Origin of the sequence: Massilia arenae, from assembly GCF_008014745.1 — a bacterium.
Taxonomy (GTDB): domain Bacteria; phylum Pseudomonadota; class Gammaproteobacteria; order Burkholderiales; family Burkholderiaceae_D; genus Telluria; species Telluria arenae.
In genome coordinates this window covers 44,148-58,789 of record NZ_VPFD01000016.1, presented here as the reverse complement: position 1 = coordinate 58,789, position 14,642 = coordinate 44,148, and the positions used below count along the sequence as shown (strand labels likewise).

Annotated in this window: 17 protein-coding genes; 6 read left to right on the top strand and 11 right to left on the bottom strand. The window is 66.5% G+C overall.

All coding sequences use genetic code 11. The features are described 5' to 3' along the window. Positions 1-780: a gamma-glutamyl-gamma-aminobutyrate hydrolase family protein gene (locus FVD38_RS15420; protein WP_147935633.1), complete on the top strand. Its 780-nt coding sequence runs from the start codon at positions 1-3 to the stop codon at positions 778-780. An 80-nt stretch (positions 781-860) separates the two neighbouring features. Then, a complete protein-coding gene (locus FVD38_RS15415) occupies positions 861-2,231 on the top strand; it encodes a glutamine synthetase family protein (RefSeq protein ID WP_147935632.1) in 1,371 nt (456 codons plus the stop codon). A 148-nt stretch (positions 2,232-2,379) separates the two neighbouring features. Here FVD38_RS15415 and FVD38_RS15410 read toward each other — a convergent pair whose 3' ends face one another. The 3 genes from FVD38_RS15410 to FVD38_RS15400 all read right to left on the bottom strand — a co-directional run bounded on the left by FVD38_RS15410 (position 2,380) and on the right by FVD38_RS15400 (position 5,818). Continuing rightward, on the bottom strand, positions 2,380-3,840 hold the full coding sequence (locus tag FVD38_RS15410; RefSeq protein WP_147935631.1) for a high affinity choline transporter 1: 1,461 nt from the start codon (positions 3,838-3,840) through the stop codon (positions 2,380-2,382). A gap of 126 nt (positions 3,841-3,966) precedes the next feature. Continuing rightward, positions 3,967-4,710, bottom strand: a complete 744-nt coding sequence (locus FVD38_RS15405; RefSeq protein WP_147935630.1) for a LytR/AlgR family response regulator transcription factor — start codon at positions 4,708-4,710, stop codon at positions 3,967-3,969. A 4-nt stretch (positions 4,711-4,714) separates the two neighbouring features. Continuing rightward, entirely contained in the window at positions 4,715-5,818 is a 1,104-nt protein-coding gene (locus FVD38_RS15400; protein WP_229493709.1) for a sensor histidine kinase, read from the bottom strand. A 135-nt stretch (positions 5,819-5,953) separates the two neighbouring features. Here FVD38_RS15400 and FVD38_RS15395 point away from each other — a divergent pair, with 135 nt between their 5' ends. Together FVD38_RS15395 and FVD38_RS15390 are read left to right on the top strand one after the other, a co-directional pair. After that, positions 5,954-6,730 (top strand): DeoR/GlpR family DNA-binding transcription regulator, encoded by a 777-nt coding sequence (locus FVD38_RS15395; RefSeq protein WP_187271608.1) that lies wholly within the window; start codon positions 5,954-5,956, stop codon positions 6,728-6,730. Further along, positions 6,727-7,875, top strand: coding sequence for an MFS transporter (locus FVD38_RS15390; protein WP_147935628.1), 1,149 nt, complete (start codon positions 6,727-6,729; stop codon positions 7,873-7,875). Before FVD38_RS15395 ends, FVD38_RS15390 begins: the two co-directional genes overlap by 4 nt. A gap of 6 nt (positions 7,876-7,881) precedes the next feature. Here the strand turns inward: FVD38_RS15390 and FVD38_RS15385 are convergent, their stop codons facing one another. Next, complete coding sequence (locus FVD38_RS15385) at positions 7,882-8,085, bottom strand: 2'-5' RNA ligase family protein (RefSeq protein ID WP_187271607.1); 204 nt, start codon at positions 8,083-8,085, stop codon at positions 7,882-7,884. 114 nt (positions 8,086-8,199) lie between these two features. On the opposite strand from FVD38_RS15385, the gene FVD38_RS15380 reads away from it, so the two are divergent. Further along, entirely contained in the window at positions 8,200-8,373 is a 174-nt protein-coding gene (locus tag FVD38_RS15380) for a hypothetical protein (RefSeq protein WP_229493707.1), read from the top strand. 6 nt (positions 8,374-8,379) lie between these two features. Here FVD38_RS15380 and thpR read toward each other — a convergent pair whose 3' ends face one another. The 7 genes from thpR to hda form a co-directional block, all read right to left on the bottom strand. Then, positions 8,380-8,886 (bottom strand): RNA 2',3'-cyclic phosphodiesterase, encoded by a 507-nt coding sequence (gene thpR / locus FVD38_RS15375; RefSeq protein WP_147935627.1) that lies wholly within the window; start codon positions 8,884-8,886, stop codon positions 8,380-8,382. A gap of 10 nt (positions 8,887-8,896) precedes the next feature. Continuing rightward, on the bottom strand, positions 8,897-9,763 hold the full coding sequence (gene panB, locus FVD38_RS15370) for a 3-methyl-2-oxobutanoate hydroxymethyltransferase (RefSeq protein WP_229493704.1): 867 nt from the start codon (positions 9,761-9,763) through the stop codon (positions 8,897-8,899). Positions 9,764-9,839: 76 nt separating this feature from the next. Then, complete coding sequence (locus tag FVD38_RS15365; RefSeq protein ID WP_005664942.1) at positions 9,840-10,187, bottom strand: DMT family protein; 348 nt, start codon at positions 10,185-10,187, stop codon at positions 9,840-9,842. A gap of 12 nt (positions 10,188-10,199) precedes the next feature. Further along, positions 10,200-10,673 carry a 2-amino-4-hydroxy-6-hydroxymethyldihydropteridine diphosphokinase gene (gene folK, locus FVD38_RS15360; protein WP_147935626.1) on the bottom strand — a complete coding sequence of 158 codons (474 nt, stop codon included), beginning with the start codon at positions 10,671-10,673 and terminating at the stop codon, positions 10,200-10,202. Next, entirely contained in the window at positions 10,670-12,067 is a 1,398-nt protein-coding gene (gene pcnB, locus FVD38_RS15355; RefSeq protein ID WP_147935625.1) for a polynucleotide adenylyltransferase PcnB, read from the bottom strand. The genes folK and pcnB overlap by 4 nt, the downstream gene beginning before the upstream one ends. Next, positions 12,060-12,734, bottom strand: coding sequence for an HAD family hydrolase (locus tag FVD38_RS15350; protein WP_147935624.1), 675 nt, complete (start codon positions 12,732-12,734; stop codon positions 12,060-12,062). Before FVD38_RS15350 ends, pcnB begins: the two co-directional genes overlap by 8 nt. Continuing rightward, positions 12,731-13,414: a DnaA regulatory inactivator Hda gene (hda, locus tag FVD38_RS15345; RefSeq protein ID WP_147935623.1), complete on the bottom strand. Its 684-nt coding sequence runs from the start codon at positions 13,412-13,414 to the stop codon at positions 12,731-12,733. Before hda ends, FVD38_RS15350 begins: the two co-directional genes overlap by 4 nt. A 168-nt stretch (positions 13,415-13,582) precedes the next feature. On the opposite strand from hda, the gene purM reads away from it, so the two are divergent. After that, positions 13,583-14,626 carry a phosphoribosylformylglycinamidine cyclo-ligase gene (purM, locus tag FVD38_RS15340; RefSeq protein ID WP_147935622.1) on the top strand — a complete coding sequence of 348 codons (1,044 nt, stop codon included), beginning with the start codon at positions 13,583-13,585 and terminating at the stop codon, positions 14,624-14,626. Positions 14,627-14,642: the final 16 nt, after the last annotated feature.

Here is a 14,642-nt window from a genome sequence, read left to right as displayed (position 1 = left end):
ATGCGCCCTATCGTCATCGTTCCCGCATGCACGCGTGATTTCGGCGAACACCCGTACCACGCGGCCCAGCACAAATACGTCGACGCCGTCACCCTCGGCGCCGACTGCGCGTCCCTGATCCTGCCGTCGCTCGGCGCGTCGCTGGACCTGGACACCCTGTTCGGCACCATCGACGGCATCATGTTGACCGGTTCGGCATCGAATGTGCATCCGAGTTATTACTCTGAGGAAGTGCTCGATCCCTCGCTGCCGCAGGATCCTGCGCGCGACCAGACCACCTTGCCGCTGATCCGCGAGGCGGTGCGGCGCGGCGTGCCGATCATCGCGATCTGCCGCGGCTTCCAGGAGATGAACGTGGCGCTGGGCGGCAGCCTGCACCAGGCGGTGCAGACCGTCGCCGGCAAGTTCGACCATCGCGAGAAAGCCGAGCTGGGCATGGATGAGCAGTACGGCGACGCCCACAACGTCAGCCTGTGCCCCGGCGGCCTGCTGGAGCGCATCCTGGGCGTGCCCGAGATTCCCGTCAATTCGCTGCACGGGCAGGGCGTGAACGAACTGGCGCCCGGCCTGACGGTCGAAGCTGTGGCGGAAGACGGTCTGGTGGAGGCATTTACCGTGTCGAACGCGCCCGGTTTCACCCTGGCCGTGCAGTGGCATCCCGAGTGGCGCATCCAGCACAATCCGTATTCGATGAAGATGTTCGGGGCCTTTGGCCAGGCGTGCCGCGAGTATCACGAGCGACGCTGCGAGAATTACGAACGGCGCCGGAGCCTTGCATGAGCGCCTCTGCCAAGGGCCCGGGACCGAGGCTCCCCGACTCTCCTGCCTTCTGCACCCTTCAACGACAGTGAGGCAACTACATGGCAATTCGCGATAACTTCAGCTATACCGACATGGAAGAGTGGCTCGACGCCAAGCGGGTCACCGAGATCGAATGCCTGGTGCCCGACCTGACCGGGGTGGCGCGCGGCAAGATCCTGCCGCGCGTGAAATTCACCGATGAACGCGGCATGCGCCTGCCCGAGGTGGTGCTGGGCATGACCGTCACCGGCAACACGCCCGAGCGCGACTCCGCCTATGAGCGCGCCATCTCGAGCATCGACCGCGACATGATCCTGCGCGCCGACCCGAGCACCATCACCATGGTGCCGTGGGCGGCCGACCCCACCGCGCAAGTGATTCACGACTGCTACTACGCCGATGGCAAGCTGGTGGACTTCGCCCCGCGCAGCGTGCTGCGGCGCGTGCTCAAGCTGTATGAGCAGCGTGGCTGGAAGCCGGTGGTGGCGCCCGAGCTCGAGTTCTATCTCACCGCCAAGAACATCGACCCCAACCTGCCGCTGGCGGCGCCGATCGGCCGCAGCGGCCGCGCCGAGACCAGTCGCCAGGTGTACAGCATCGACGCCGTCAACGAATTCGATCCGCTGTTCGAGGACATCTACGATTACTGCGAGATGATGAATCTCGACGTCGACACCCTGATCCACGAGATCGGCGCCGGCCAGATGGAGATCAACTTCCAGCACGGCGAGCCGCTGGGCCTGGCCGACAAGGTCTTCTATTTCAAGCGCACCCTGCGCGAGGCCGCGCTCAAGCACGATATGTACGCCACCTTCATGGCCAAGCCGATGGCGGGCGAGCCGGGTTCGGCGATGCACGTGCACCAGAGCGTGGTCGATGCCGAGAGCGGCAAGAACATCTTCAGCAATGACGACGGTTCTCCGTCGACCTTGTTCCAGCAGTATATCGGCGGCCTGCAACGCTATATGCCGTCGGCGATGGCGATCGTCGCGCCCTATGTGAATTCCTACCGCCGCATCGTGCGCGAGACGGCGGCGCCGATCAACCTGCAGTGGGGCATCGACAACCGCACGGTGGGTTTCCGGGTGCCGGTATCGGGTTCGCAGGATCGCCGCGTCGAGAACCGCGTGATCGGCGCCGACGCCAACCCCTACCTGGCGCTGGCGATCACGCTGGCCTGCGGCTACCTGGGGATGACGGAAGCGATCGAACCGTCACCGATGGTCGAGGGCAACGCCTACGATATGCCGGTGGAGCTGCCGCAGGGATTGTCGGAGGCGATCACCCTGCTGCGGCGCGAGGACCGGTTGCGCGACGTGCTGGGGGAGCGCTTCATCGACGTCTATACGGCGGTGAAGGAGCTCGAGCACCGCGAGTTCATGCAGGTGATCAGTCCGTGGGAGCGGGAGCATTTGTTACTGCATGTTTGATTAGCCAGGCGTTATTGGCATTCATGCGGACTTAGGTTCCCGCCTCCGCGGGAACGACGTATATATGACTCGGGCCACGATCGTCGACCGTGGCCCGCACCTATCGCACGTCGTTCCCGCGCAGGCGGGAACCTAAGTATCAAGCAGCTTACGCCTTAGCCTCCAGCACATCCTGCGTCTCCCCACGATTCTTCAGCACCTGCGGCGCCAGCGACCCCACCACCATGCCCACAAAGGCCGCGATCAGCCCCGCCAACTGGCCCGGGAAATGCTCGCCCAGCGATGTGATCTGCTCGAAGAACAGGATCCAGGTGAACAGCCCCGCGCCGATCGAGAAGATGGCGCCCTGGGTGGTCGCGCGCTTCCAGTACAGCCCCATCACCAGCGGGATGAAGGCGCCGACCAGCGGCACCTGGTAGGCGCCCGACACCAGTTCGTAGATCGAGGTGCCTTCCATCGCGATCGCATACAGCAGCACCAGCGCCGCGAACACGACGATCGAGACGCGCATCGCGAACAGCTGTTCGCGGTCGGTCATGCCGGGACGCAGGTTCTTGAGGATGTTCTCGACAAAACTGGTCGACGGGGCCAGCAGGGTGGCCGACGAAGTGCTCTTGATCGCCGATAGCAGGGCGCCGAAGAACAGGATCTGCATGACCAGCGGCATCTGCGTCATCACGAAGGTCGGCAGCAGGCGCTGGTAGTCGTTCTGGGCCAGGTCCAGCGCGGTGCTGCCCATCACGACCACGGCGGCGGCCACGATGAACATCGGCACGAAGGCGAACACGATGTAGCTCGCGCCGCCGACGATGGCGCCGGTGCGCGCGGTCGGCGCGTCCTTGGCCGACATCACGCGCTGGAACACGTCCTGCTGCGGGATCGAGCCGAACATCATCGTGACCGCGGCGGCGATGAAGAACATCACGTCCTTGAGGCTGGGCTCGGGCAGGAAGCGCCACAGGTCGGCCTGCTGGGCCATCGCCAGCACGTTGCCGGCGCCGCCGGCCAGGTCGGCGGCGAACCAGGCGATCACGCTCATGCCCACCACCAGCACGATCATCTGGATGAAGTCGGTCACGGCCACGGCCAAGAAGCCGCCTACCACCACGTAGATCAGCACCGTCAGGGTGCCGACGATCATGCCCACGGCCGGCGACATGGCGCCCGCGGTCAGCACCGAGAATACCAGGCCCAGCGCCGTGATCTGGGCCGCGACCCAGCCCAGGTAGCTCATGATGATGGCCACCGAGCAGAATACCTCGATGCCCTTGCCGTAGCGCTGGCGGTAGTAGTCGCCGATCGTCAGCAGGTTCAGTTTATACAGGCGGGCGGCGAAGAACATGCCGACCAGGATCAGGCACATGCCGGCCCCGAACGGATCCTCGACCACCGCGTTCAGGCCGCCCTGCACGAACTTGGCGGGGATGCCCATCACGGTCTCGGCGCCGAACCAGGTGGCGAATGTGGTGGTGATCACCATGATCAGCGGCAGGCTGCGGCCGGCGACGGCGAAGTCGCTGGTGTTCTTGATCCGCGTGCCCGCCCACATGCCCAGGGCAAGCGTACCCAACAGGTAGAGCACGACGAAAGAGATCAGGGTGATATTCATGCTGGTGAATGCTCCGAAGTCCAGGAATTATTATCGGGCGGAAAATCCGCGATTATAAATGCAGAAGCCGGCGGCAGGACCAACTTTGCCGTTTTGCCGGTCGATGTTGTTTTGATGGTAGGGCGCCTAGATCGACATATCGCGCAGCAGCTTCGAGGCTTCGCGGTTGGCGCCGATGCAGGCGCCGTCGCGCATGAAAATCTGCAGTTGCGACTGCTCGTCGGCGCGCATCGATTCGACGAAATCGAGATTCACCAGCGCCGAACGGTGCACGCGGATGAAGCGGTGCGGGTCGAGCTGCGTCTCCAGTTCCGAGATCCCGATGCGCACCAGGAAGTGCTGGCCGCGCGCGACGATCACCGTATACTTCGAATCGGCCTTCATGTATTCGATCTCGCCCACGGCGAGCGGGAAGATGCGGCCGCGGTCGCGCACCAGGATGCGGTCCAGCCGCGCCGGACCGCTCTCCACGCGCGCCAGCGCATCCTCAAGGCCGGCGCGATCCTGCTGCTGTTCGGCGCCTTCGAGCAGGCGCGCCACGCTGGCCGCGAACCGCGCACGGGTAAACGGCTTGAGCAGGTAGTCGACCGCGTGCAGCTCGAAGGCGGTCACCGCGTACTGGTCGTAGGCGGTGGTGAACACGATTTGCGGCAGGTAGTCGAGCCGGCGCAGCACCTCGAGGCCAGTCATCTCGGGCATCTGGATGTCCATGAACACGACATCGGGCCGTAGCTGTCCGATGCGTTCGAGCGCGCTGGCGCCGTCGGCGGCTTCGCCGACCAGGCGCAGGTCAGGGTGGGCATAGATGGCGTCGCGCAGCACGTCGCGCGCGAGCGGTTCGTCTTCGGCGAAGAATACAGTCTTGGTCATGGTTTCAGCAGGCACAGGGCAAGGTGACGCAGGCGGCAAAGCCGGCGCCGGGGCGGGAATCGATCGTTAATGCGGCGCGTCCCGCGTAATCGAGTTCGAGGCGGCGGCCGATGGTGCGGATGCCCAGGCCGGGAGAAGCGTCTATCGTCTCTTGCGCGGCGCCCGGACCGTCGTCGCTCACGGTCAGGCGCAGCGTTCCGGCCTGCGGGTCGCGCCGGCTCTCGATGCGCAGCAGGCCGGGTCGGGTGTAGGGATTGAAGGCATGCTTGATGCTGTTCTCGATCAGCGGTTGCAGGGTCAGGGCTGGCAGCACAAAGTCGCCTGCGTCGGGATCGAGATCCCATTGCACCTGCAGGCGCGGCCCGAGGCGCAGCTGCTCCAGCTCCAGGTAGTCGCGCACGAACTGCAGTTCGGCGTCGAGCGTGACGCGGTCGACACCGGCGCGTTCGGTGTCCAGCACGTAGCGCAGCATGTCGGAGAACTGAAACAGCGCCGTCTCGGCTGCGGCCGGATCGCGCTGGGTGAGGGCGATGATCGAGTGCAGCGTGTTGAACAGGAAGTGGGGATTGAGCTTGCTGCGCAGCGCGCCCAGTTCGGCGGCCACCAGCAAGGTTTGCGCCTGCTGGGCGGCCAGGGCCTGGCGCTGGGCGGCGGCATTGGCGCGCACGGTCTGGAAGATACCGGCCATCAGGGCGTAGCCCATCAGGCTGTACATCAGCGGCCAGGCGTGCCAGGACAGCGGTCGTCCATCTCCCTTCTGCAGCGACAGGACGATCAGATGCGCGAAGATGGCGAAGGCGACGGCCGCCACCAGATGGATGGCGAGACGGGTCACGGTCGCCAGGCCACGCCGCTCCATCCAGCCGGTGAGCGGCCACACCAGTGCGAGCAGGACGCCGCCGGAACCCGTGGTGACGAAGGCATAGGCGATCATCATCGGATCGAACTGGCCGGTAGCCAGTTCGTCGGCCTGCACCACGAGGCCGACCAGGACGACGTACGCGATCCAGGCGCCGATATAGATGCGCCACATGGGGGAGGGGAAAGCGGGCTTGGTCTGGTTCATCTGCAAAGTATCGTCGAGATTGCGTCGCTTGCGCCATGCCATGCGCTCGGTTGCAGGAAATACGGCGCCAGTTGCGACTTGGATGCCACGACGAGCATCCATGCGTGTTTTTGCATGTTGTTGCGTGAATTTGCATGTTTGTGTAAAGTGACGCATCAACCGAACTGGAGCGAAATCATGCAATTGCCGGAAGAACGGCGCCAGGCCATCGTCGACGCGGTCGAGCGCGAGGGGCGGGTATTGGCTGCCGAGCTGGCAGGGCGGCTGGCGACGTCCGAAGACACCATCCGACGCGACCTGCGCGACCTCGACGCGGCCGGCCTGCTGCGGCGCGTGCACGGCGGCGCGGTGCGGCTGCGGCGCGCGGCCAGTTTCGGCGAGCGCGCCGAGGCCGACCTGCCGCGCAAGATGCTGCTGGCGCACGGCCTGCGCGCATGCATCCGCCCGGACGACACGGTGCTGATCGACGCCGGCTCGACCCACCTGGCGCTGGCGCGCCTGCTGGAAGACGGCTGCGCGGCGGCCATCGTCACCAACAGTCCGCAGATCGCGCTCGCGCTGGGGCATTTCAGGCGTACGCGCATCGTGCTGCTGGGCGGGACCTATCACCCGGACGAAGGCGCGACCTATGGCGCCGCCACCCTGGCCGAGGTCGGGCGCCTGCGCCCCGACCTGGCGCTGGTGGGCGTCTGCGGCGTGGACGTCGACCGTGGCCTGGCAGCCTCGAATCCCGAGGAAGCGGCGCTCAAGGAAGCAATGCTGGCGGTGAGCGCGCGCTGCGCGGCCGCGGTGCTCAACGAACGTTTCGACGAGCGCGCCGCCTTCATGTTCGGCGCGCTGGAGCGGATCGACCAGCTGGTGCTGGAATCCGATGCGCCGCCGCAGGCCGTTGCGCGCCTGCGCGAACGCCATCCCCAACTCGATCTCACATTGACTGCAAAGGCCGAAGCATGACCCATGTCACCAACGCCATTCCCCGCAGCGTCGAAGCCGGCCGCTGGGCCATCTCGACCGTCTTTTTACTCAACGGCGCCGGCATCGGCCTGTGGGCGGCCCACGTGCCGACCGTGCAGGCGCGCATGGGCATCGATACCGGCATGCTCAGCCTGGTGCTGCTGACGATCGCCGGCGGTGCCCTGATGGCGATGCCGCTGATGGGCGGCCTGACCGGCCGCTTCGGCACGCGCCGCATGGTGCTGCTGTCGGGCTTTGCCTTCGCACTGATGACGGCCGTGATCATGGGCATGCCGAGCCTGCCGCTGCTGTTCATCGCGGCCTTCCTGTTCGGCGTGGCCAACGGGGCGCTGGACGTGGCGATGAACGCCAACGCCAGCGAGGTCGAGACCGCACGCGGCCTGCCCACCATGTCCTCGTTCCACGGCTTCTTCAGCCTGGGTGGCCTGTTCGGCGCGAGCCTGGGCGGCGTGCTGGTCGGCCAGGGCCTGGGGCATGGCGAAGGCGCGCTGATGGTGGCGGTGGCGAGCGCCGTGGTGCTGGCCTTGACGGCGCCGCGCGTGCTGGGCTTCGCCGCGCATGCGAGCGGCAGCCATTTCATGCTGCCGCGTGGCGCCGCCCTTGGCCTCGGCCTGCTGGCGCTGCTGTGCTTCGCGGTCGAAGGCGCGCTGGTCGACTGGAGCGCGCTGCTGTTGGAGGAGCGCACCGGCGCCTCGCCGGCGTCGGCGGCGCTGGGCTACTCGGCGTTCTCGATCGCGATGGCGGCCTGCCGCTTCGCCGGCGACCGCATCATCCTGCGCGTCGGCGCGACGCGGGTGATGGTGATCGGCGGCCTGGCCATGTTCGCCGGCCTGGCGCTGGCGGTCCTCAGCACCAATTTCGTGATGTCCAGTTGCGGCTTCGCCCTGGTCGGCCTGGGCGCGGCGAACGTGGTGCCGCTGCTGTTCGGCGCCGCCGCGCGCATCCCCGGCATGCATCCCGGCGCGGGCGTGGCGGCGGTGGCCACGCTGGGCTATGGCGGCCTGCTGCTGGCGCCGCCGGTGCTGGGCTGGGTGGCGGTGCACTCGAGCGTGATGGTGGCGCTCGGCGCGCTGTCGCTGTCGGGGATCGTGATCGCGCTGAGCGCGCGGGTGCTCAAGAAGTAAGGCGCATTAACTGTATTCGCGCAGGACGGTGTAGACGCCGTCGCGCGATTCGACCAGCGCGTATCTGTCGGCCTGCCACGTGATCGGCGGACCGTTCTCCGGCACGGCGACGCCGCCGGCGCGGCGCGCCATGGTGACGTGCGGCCGATAGCTGCGCTGTTCCGGCTGCAGGCCGAGGCCGACCAGAGGACGTGGGGTCAGGTCTGACATTCGGACACGGGCTCGACAGTGGGTTTTTCTTGATAAGGATGAGGTCGTGTCCGAATGTCAGACCTGACCCCGCTTCTGTGACCCCGCTTCTGACCCCGCCTCTGCATCCCCGGCATGCATCCCGGCGCGGGCGTGGCGGCGGTGGCTATGCTGGGCTATGGCGGCCTGCTGCTGGCGCCGCCGGTGCTGGGCTGGGTGGCGGTGCACTCGAGCGTGATGGTGGCGCTCGGCGCGCTGTCGCTGTCGGGGATCGTGATCGCGCTGAGCGCGCGGGTGCTCAAGAAGTAAGGCGCATTAACTGTATTCGCGCAGGACGGTGTAGACGCCGTCGCGCGATTCGACCAGCGCGTAGCTGCCGGCCTGCCACGCGATGGCCGGACCGTTCTTCGGCACGGCAACGCCGCCGGCGCGGCGCGCCATGGTAACGTGCGGCCGATAGCTGCGCGTCTCGGGCTGCAGGCCGAGACCGACCAGCGCATCCGCCAGCCGCGCGTGCAGCGCCAGCAGTTCGGGCGGTACGGCCAGCGGTTCGAGCACCGCGATCCCGTGCGGCCACAGTACTGGCGTGCCGAGATCGATCCGGAATGCTTCGAACGGGACTACGAATCCATCGAGGAGTTCGGGCAGGCGTTCGGAGGGAACGTCGCCCAGGAAGTGCAGGGTGAGGTGCAACTTGTCGGCATGGACCGGCGTTGCTTCACGCGGCCAGGGCCAGGCATCGCGCCAGATGCGCAGCTCGTGGCGCACGGCGGGATCGGGCCACAGGGCCAGGAACAGACGTGACGTCGATTGCTGGCCCATGACGCTCACCCTAGAAGCAGTGCTCCGGCGCCGGGAAGCTTCCGTCCTTCACGGCCGCCACATAGGCCATGACGGCCGCGTCGATGCTGGTCTGGCCATCCATGAAGTTCCTGACGAAGCGCGCCTTGCGGCCCGGGAATACGCCCAGCAGGTCATGCATCACCAGCACCTGGCCCGAGCAATCGGGACCGGCGCCGATGCCGATGGTCGGTACCGACAGCATCTCGGTGACTTCGCGGCCCAGGGCCGCCGGTACCGCTTCGAGCAGCACCACGGCGGCGCCGGCCGCCTGCAGCGCCAGCGCGTCGTTCTTCAGGCGCTCGGCGCCTTCGCCGGTCTTGCCCTGCACCTTGAAACCGCCCAGCTGGTGCACGAACTGCGGGGTCAGGCCGATGTGCGCGCACACCGGGATGCCGCGCTCGACCAGCAGGCGCACAGTGTCGGCCAGCCAGGCGCCGCCCTCGATCTTGACCATGTGGGCGCCGGCGCGCATCAGCTGCACCGCGCTGTCATAGGCCTGCTGCGGGTTGCCATAGCTGCCGAAGGGCATGTCGGCCAGCACCAGTGCGTTCTTGTTGCCGCGCGCGACCGAGGCCGTGTGGTAGACCATGTCGGCCACCGTCACCGGCAGGGTCGAGTCGTGGCCGGCGCAGACCATGCCCAGCGAATCGCCGATCAGGAGGATCTCGACGCCGCAGCGGTCCATCAGCGAGGCAAAGCTGGCGTCGTAGCAGGTCAGCATCGCGATCTTGTCGCCGGCTGCGCGCTTGGCGAGCAGCGCGGGAACGGTCACGGCCTTCGGCAATGCGGGCACCGGCGTCGGCACCGTGGCGGCGCCGGTCGCGGCCATATCGTTACCCTGCAAATAAGAGCTCATACAAATCCTTTGGTAAAACTGGAACGTCCAGATCCGCGTAGTGTAATGCGGCGCCCGCGAAGCTGCAGGCAAATGGTCATGAACGGAAGATGAAGTAGACGGCGCCGACCAGGCACAGGCCCGCCCAGACGTAATCGAGCTTGAACGGTTCGTTCATGTAGAACATCGCGAACGGGACGAACACGGTCAGGGTGATCGCCTCTTGCATGATCTTGAGCTGGGCCAGCGAGAACTGGGTGTGGCCGATGCGGTTGGCCGGCACCTGCAGCAGGTATTCGAACAGCGCGATGCCCCAGCTGATCAGGGCCGCCACGTACCAGGCGCGGTGCTGCAGGCCTTTCAGGTGGCCGTACCAGGCGAAGGTCATGAAGACGTTCGACAGGATCAGGAGGCCCGTGGTCTGGGCCCAGACGGGCAGGTTCATGGCGTGCGCTTTCTACGCGAGCTTGGCGATGGTCTGGCCGGCCACCAGCGCCGCAAAATTGCGCGCCGGGCCGTGGCCGGGGATGACGATGTCGGGGGCGATCTCGAGCAGCGGCTGCAGCACGAAGGCGCGTTCATGCATGCGCGGATGCGGCACGCTCAAGCTTGGGCTGGCGATGACTTCGTCGCCGTACAGCAGCAGGTCGAGGTCGAGCGTGCGCGGCGCGTTGTGGTAGGGCCGCTCGCGGCCATGGGCCTGTTCGATGCCCTGCAGCGCCGTCAAGAGGTCGTGGGGCGCCAGGGTGGTGTCGAGGCAGGCCACGGCATTGATGTAGTCGTCGCCGCTCGAATCGATCGGGGCGGTGCGGTACAGGCTCGAGGTGTGCAGCAGCGTGCTGCCACCCATCCGCGCCAGGCGCGCCAGCGCGTCGAGCACGTTCGCCTGCGCGTCGCCCAGGTTGGCGCCGATCCCGACCCAGGCGATCATTCTTCGCTACCGCCTGCTGGCGCCGGGCTGCCTTCGCCGCCGCCTTCACCAGTATTCTTGCGCGGACCGCGGCGCGGACGACGCTTCTTGGGCGCGCCATTGGCGGCGCCGCCTTCGCGCTCACGCGTGCTGGCCGAGGCCACCAGGCGCTCGCGGTCGCCGCCCTCGGCCGCATAGAACTCGGTCCACCACTCGCCCACTTCTTCCGGCAGTTCGCCCGAGGCGCAGCGCAGCAGCAGGAAGTCGTAGCCGGCGCGGAAGCGCGGGTGTTCCAGCAGCTTGTATGGCGCGCGGCCGGCGCGGCGCTCGAAGCGCGGCTGCATGGCCCAGATGTCGCGCATATCGGTGGCGATGCGGCGCTGCAGGGCCAGGTTCTCGGTTTGCGTTTCCAGCACGGCGTCGGCCGCCAGGTGCAGCGCGGGGATCGGTGCTTCGCCGGCGGCGCGGTAGGCGGTCCATTTTTCCAGCACCTGGTGCCACAGCAGCGATGCGAACAGGAAGCCGGGCGAGACGCCCTTGCCGGCTTTTACGCGCGAGTCGGTGGAGTCGAGCGCCAGGGTCACGAACTTCATGCCGATCGGCTGCTCCAGCACCACGTCCAGCAGCGGCAGCAGGCCGTGGTGCAGGCCGGCCGAGCGCAGCTCCTTGAGGCAGGCCAGGGCGTGGCCCGACAGCAGCAGCTTGAGCATCTCGTCGAACACGCGCGCCGCCGGCACATTGTCGATCAGCGGGGCCATGACGGGGATCGGCGCGCGCGTGGTCGGCTCGATCGTGAAGCCCAGCTTGGCCGCGAAACGCACCACGCGCAGCATGCGCACCGGATCTTCGCGGTAGCGCGCTTCCGGCATGCCGATGATGCGCAGCAGCTTGGCGCGGATGTCTTCCATGCCGCCGTGGTAATCGAGCACGCTCTGGCTGGCCGGATCGTAGTACATGGCGTTGATGGTGAAGTCGCGGCGCGCCGCGTCTTCGTGTTGCGGGCCGAAGCTGTTGTCGCGCAACACGCGGCCGTGTTCGTCCTTCGGTGCGTTGTCGCTGCCGTTGCCGCGGAAGGTCGTTACCTCCAGCAGGTCCTGGCCGAACATCACGTGCACGATCTGGAACCGGCGCCCGATGATGAAGGCGCGCCGGAACAGTTTCTTGACCTGCTCGGGCGTGGCGTCGGTGGCGATGTCGAAGTCCTTGGGCTTCACGCCCAGCAGCAGGTCGCGCACGGCGCCGCCGACCACGAAAGCCTTGAAGCCGGCTTCCTGCAGGGTTTGCGTGACGCGTATCGCGTTGGACGAGACGTTCTTGGGGTCGATGCCATGTTCTTCCGGGCCGAGGATGGTCGGTTCGGTTGCGTCGCGCTGGTCTTTCACACCCAGGATTTTACGGATGAATTTTTTAATCATTGAATAGTTGGATGGTTGGCCAGCCCTGTTGCTGCGCGTGGCTCGCGAGCGCGGCGCTCGGATTGGTCGCGACCGGATGGGAGACGATGGACAGCAGCGGAATGTCGTTGTGCGAATCGCTGTAGAAATGGCTGCGGCCGAAGCTGCCGAACGGCTGCCCCAGGCGCTCCAGCCAGGCGTGCATATGCGTGATCTTGCCTGGGCCCGAGGTCGGGGTGCCGGCCAGGCGCCCGGTCAGATTGCCGTCGGCGTCGCGCTCGGGCATGGCCGCGATATGGTGCTCGACGCCGAAGGCGGCCGCGATCGGCGCCGTGAGGTAGTGGTTGGTGGCGGTGATGATCGCCACCAGGTCGCCGGCGTCCTGGTGCTCGCGCACCAGCCTCAATGCTTGCGGCTTGATCGCGGGCTCGATCACTTCGCGCATGTAACGCGCGTGGAGCGATTCGAGCTCGTGGCGCGGAAAGCCCGCCAGGGTGCCGAGCGCGAACTCGAGGTATTCGACCGGGTCGAGCACGCCGGCGTTGTACTGGGCGAAGAAGGCGTCGTTGCGGGCGCGGTAGGCAGCGCCGTCGACCGCGCCGACCCGCGCCAGGAATTCGCCCCATTCGTGGTCCGAATCGAGCGGCAGCAGGGTGTGGTCGAGGTCAAACAGGGCAAGGTTTTTCATTCTTTGGGTTCAAGCGGCAGGTTCTCTTGCAACAGCAGGTCGCGCAGCAGGGGCAGCGTGACCGGGCGCTGGGTTTCGAGCGAATACTGGTCCAGCGCGTCCAGCATGGTCGACAGGGAACGCATGTCGCGTTTGAAATGAGACAACAAATAGGGTAACACGCTGGCCGACAAGGTCAAACCGCGCAACTCGGCGGCGTGCGTCAGGGCGGCGATCTTCTGGTCGTCCGACAAGCCGTGGATCTGGTACACCAGGCCCCAGCCCATGCGCGTGCGCAGATCTTCGCGCACTCCCAGCACCGCTGGCGGCACCGGACCGGTGCAGACCATATAGGCGCCGTGCTCGCGGATCTGGTTGAACAGGGCGAAGGCGTCGATCTGGCGCTGCGGGCTCAGGCGGTCGCAATCGTCGAGCAGGTAGAGCGTGACGTCTGGCGCGTGCAGGAAATCGGCGGCAGGCGCGTCGGCCGCGATATAGCGTGCGCCGGGGCTGGCCGCCAGCCCGTGCAGCAGGTGGGTCTTGCCGGCGCCGGTATCGCCCCACAGGTATGCGAAGTGCTCGCGCGAGCTGCGCTCGGCGAACAGGTGCATCAGGTGCGCCATCTCGGCATTCGCCCCCACCTGGAAGGTGTCGAGGCTCTGGGCCGGTTCGGCGCCTAAATCGAGCACCAGCTGTTTCATGGCGTGGGCCGTTTCATGCCTGACGTGGGGAAAAATGGCATGCCAGTAAGGTCAAGTTTCGATGTTATATTCGTTAAACGGGATATTGGATGAACCGTTTTGCTAAAATAGTGGATTGACCAGTTTTGCCGGTCGCCTCCTATTTTACCGCCTCCGCTGCCAAATACCATGAGCCAACCATCTAATGTTTCTCTCTCCTACCGCGACGCGGGTGTCGACATCGATGCCGGTGACGCCCTGGTCGAAGCCATCAAGCCGCTCGCCAAGCGCACCATGCGCGAAGGCGTGCTGGGCGGGATCGGCGGCTTCGGCGGTCTGTTTGAGATCAGCAAGAAGTTCAAGGAACCGGTCCTGGTCTCGGGCACCGACGGCGTGGGCACCAAGCTCAAGCTGGCGTTCGAACTGAACCGCCACGACACGGTTGGCATCGACCTGGTCGCCATGAGCGTCAACGACATCCTGGTGCAGGGCGCCGAGCCGCTGTTCTTCCTCGATTACTTTGCTTGCGGCAAGCTGGACGTGGCGACCGCCACCGCCGTGGTCTCGGGCATCGCCAAGGGCTGCGAAGAGTCGGGCTGCGCGCTGCTGGGCGGCGAAACCGCCGAAATGCCGGGCATGTATCCGGACGGCGAATACGACCTGGCCGGCTTCGCCGTCGGCGCGGTCGAAAAATCGCAGATCATCGACGGCTCAAGAATCGTCCCGGGCGACGTGGTGCTGGGCCTGGCCTCGTCGGGGATCCACTCCAACGGTTACTCGCTGGTGCGCAAGATCATCAGCGTCGCCAAGCCCGACCTCGAGGCAGACTTCCACGGCCGCAAGCTGTCCGACGTGCTGATGGCGCCGACCCGCCTCTACGTCAAGCCGCTGCTGGCGCTGATGGCCTCGATGGAAGTGAAGGGCCTGGTGCACATCACCGGCGGCGGCCTGGTCGAGAACATCCCGCGCGTGCTGCAAGACAACCTCACTGCGGTGCTGGACGCGTCGTCGTGGACCATGCCGCCGCTGTTCAAGTGGCTGCAGCAGCACGGCGGCGTGGCCGATGCGGAGATGCACCGCGTGTTCAACTGCGGCATCGGCATGACCGTGATCGTCTCGAAAGAGAACGCGGACGCCGCCTTCGCCCAGCTGGAAGCGGCCGGCGAGACCGTGTACCGCATCGGTGAAATCCGCGCCCGCGAAGAAGGTCAGGCGCAGACCGTCGTCCTGTAAGGGCACGTCTGCCGGA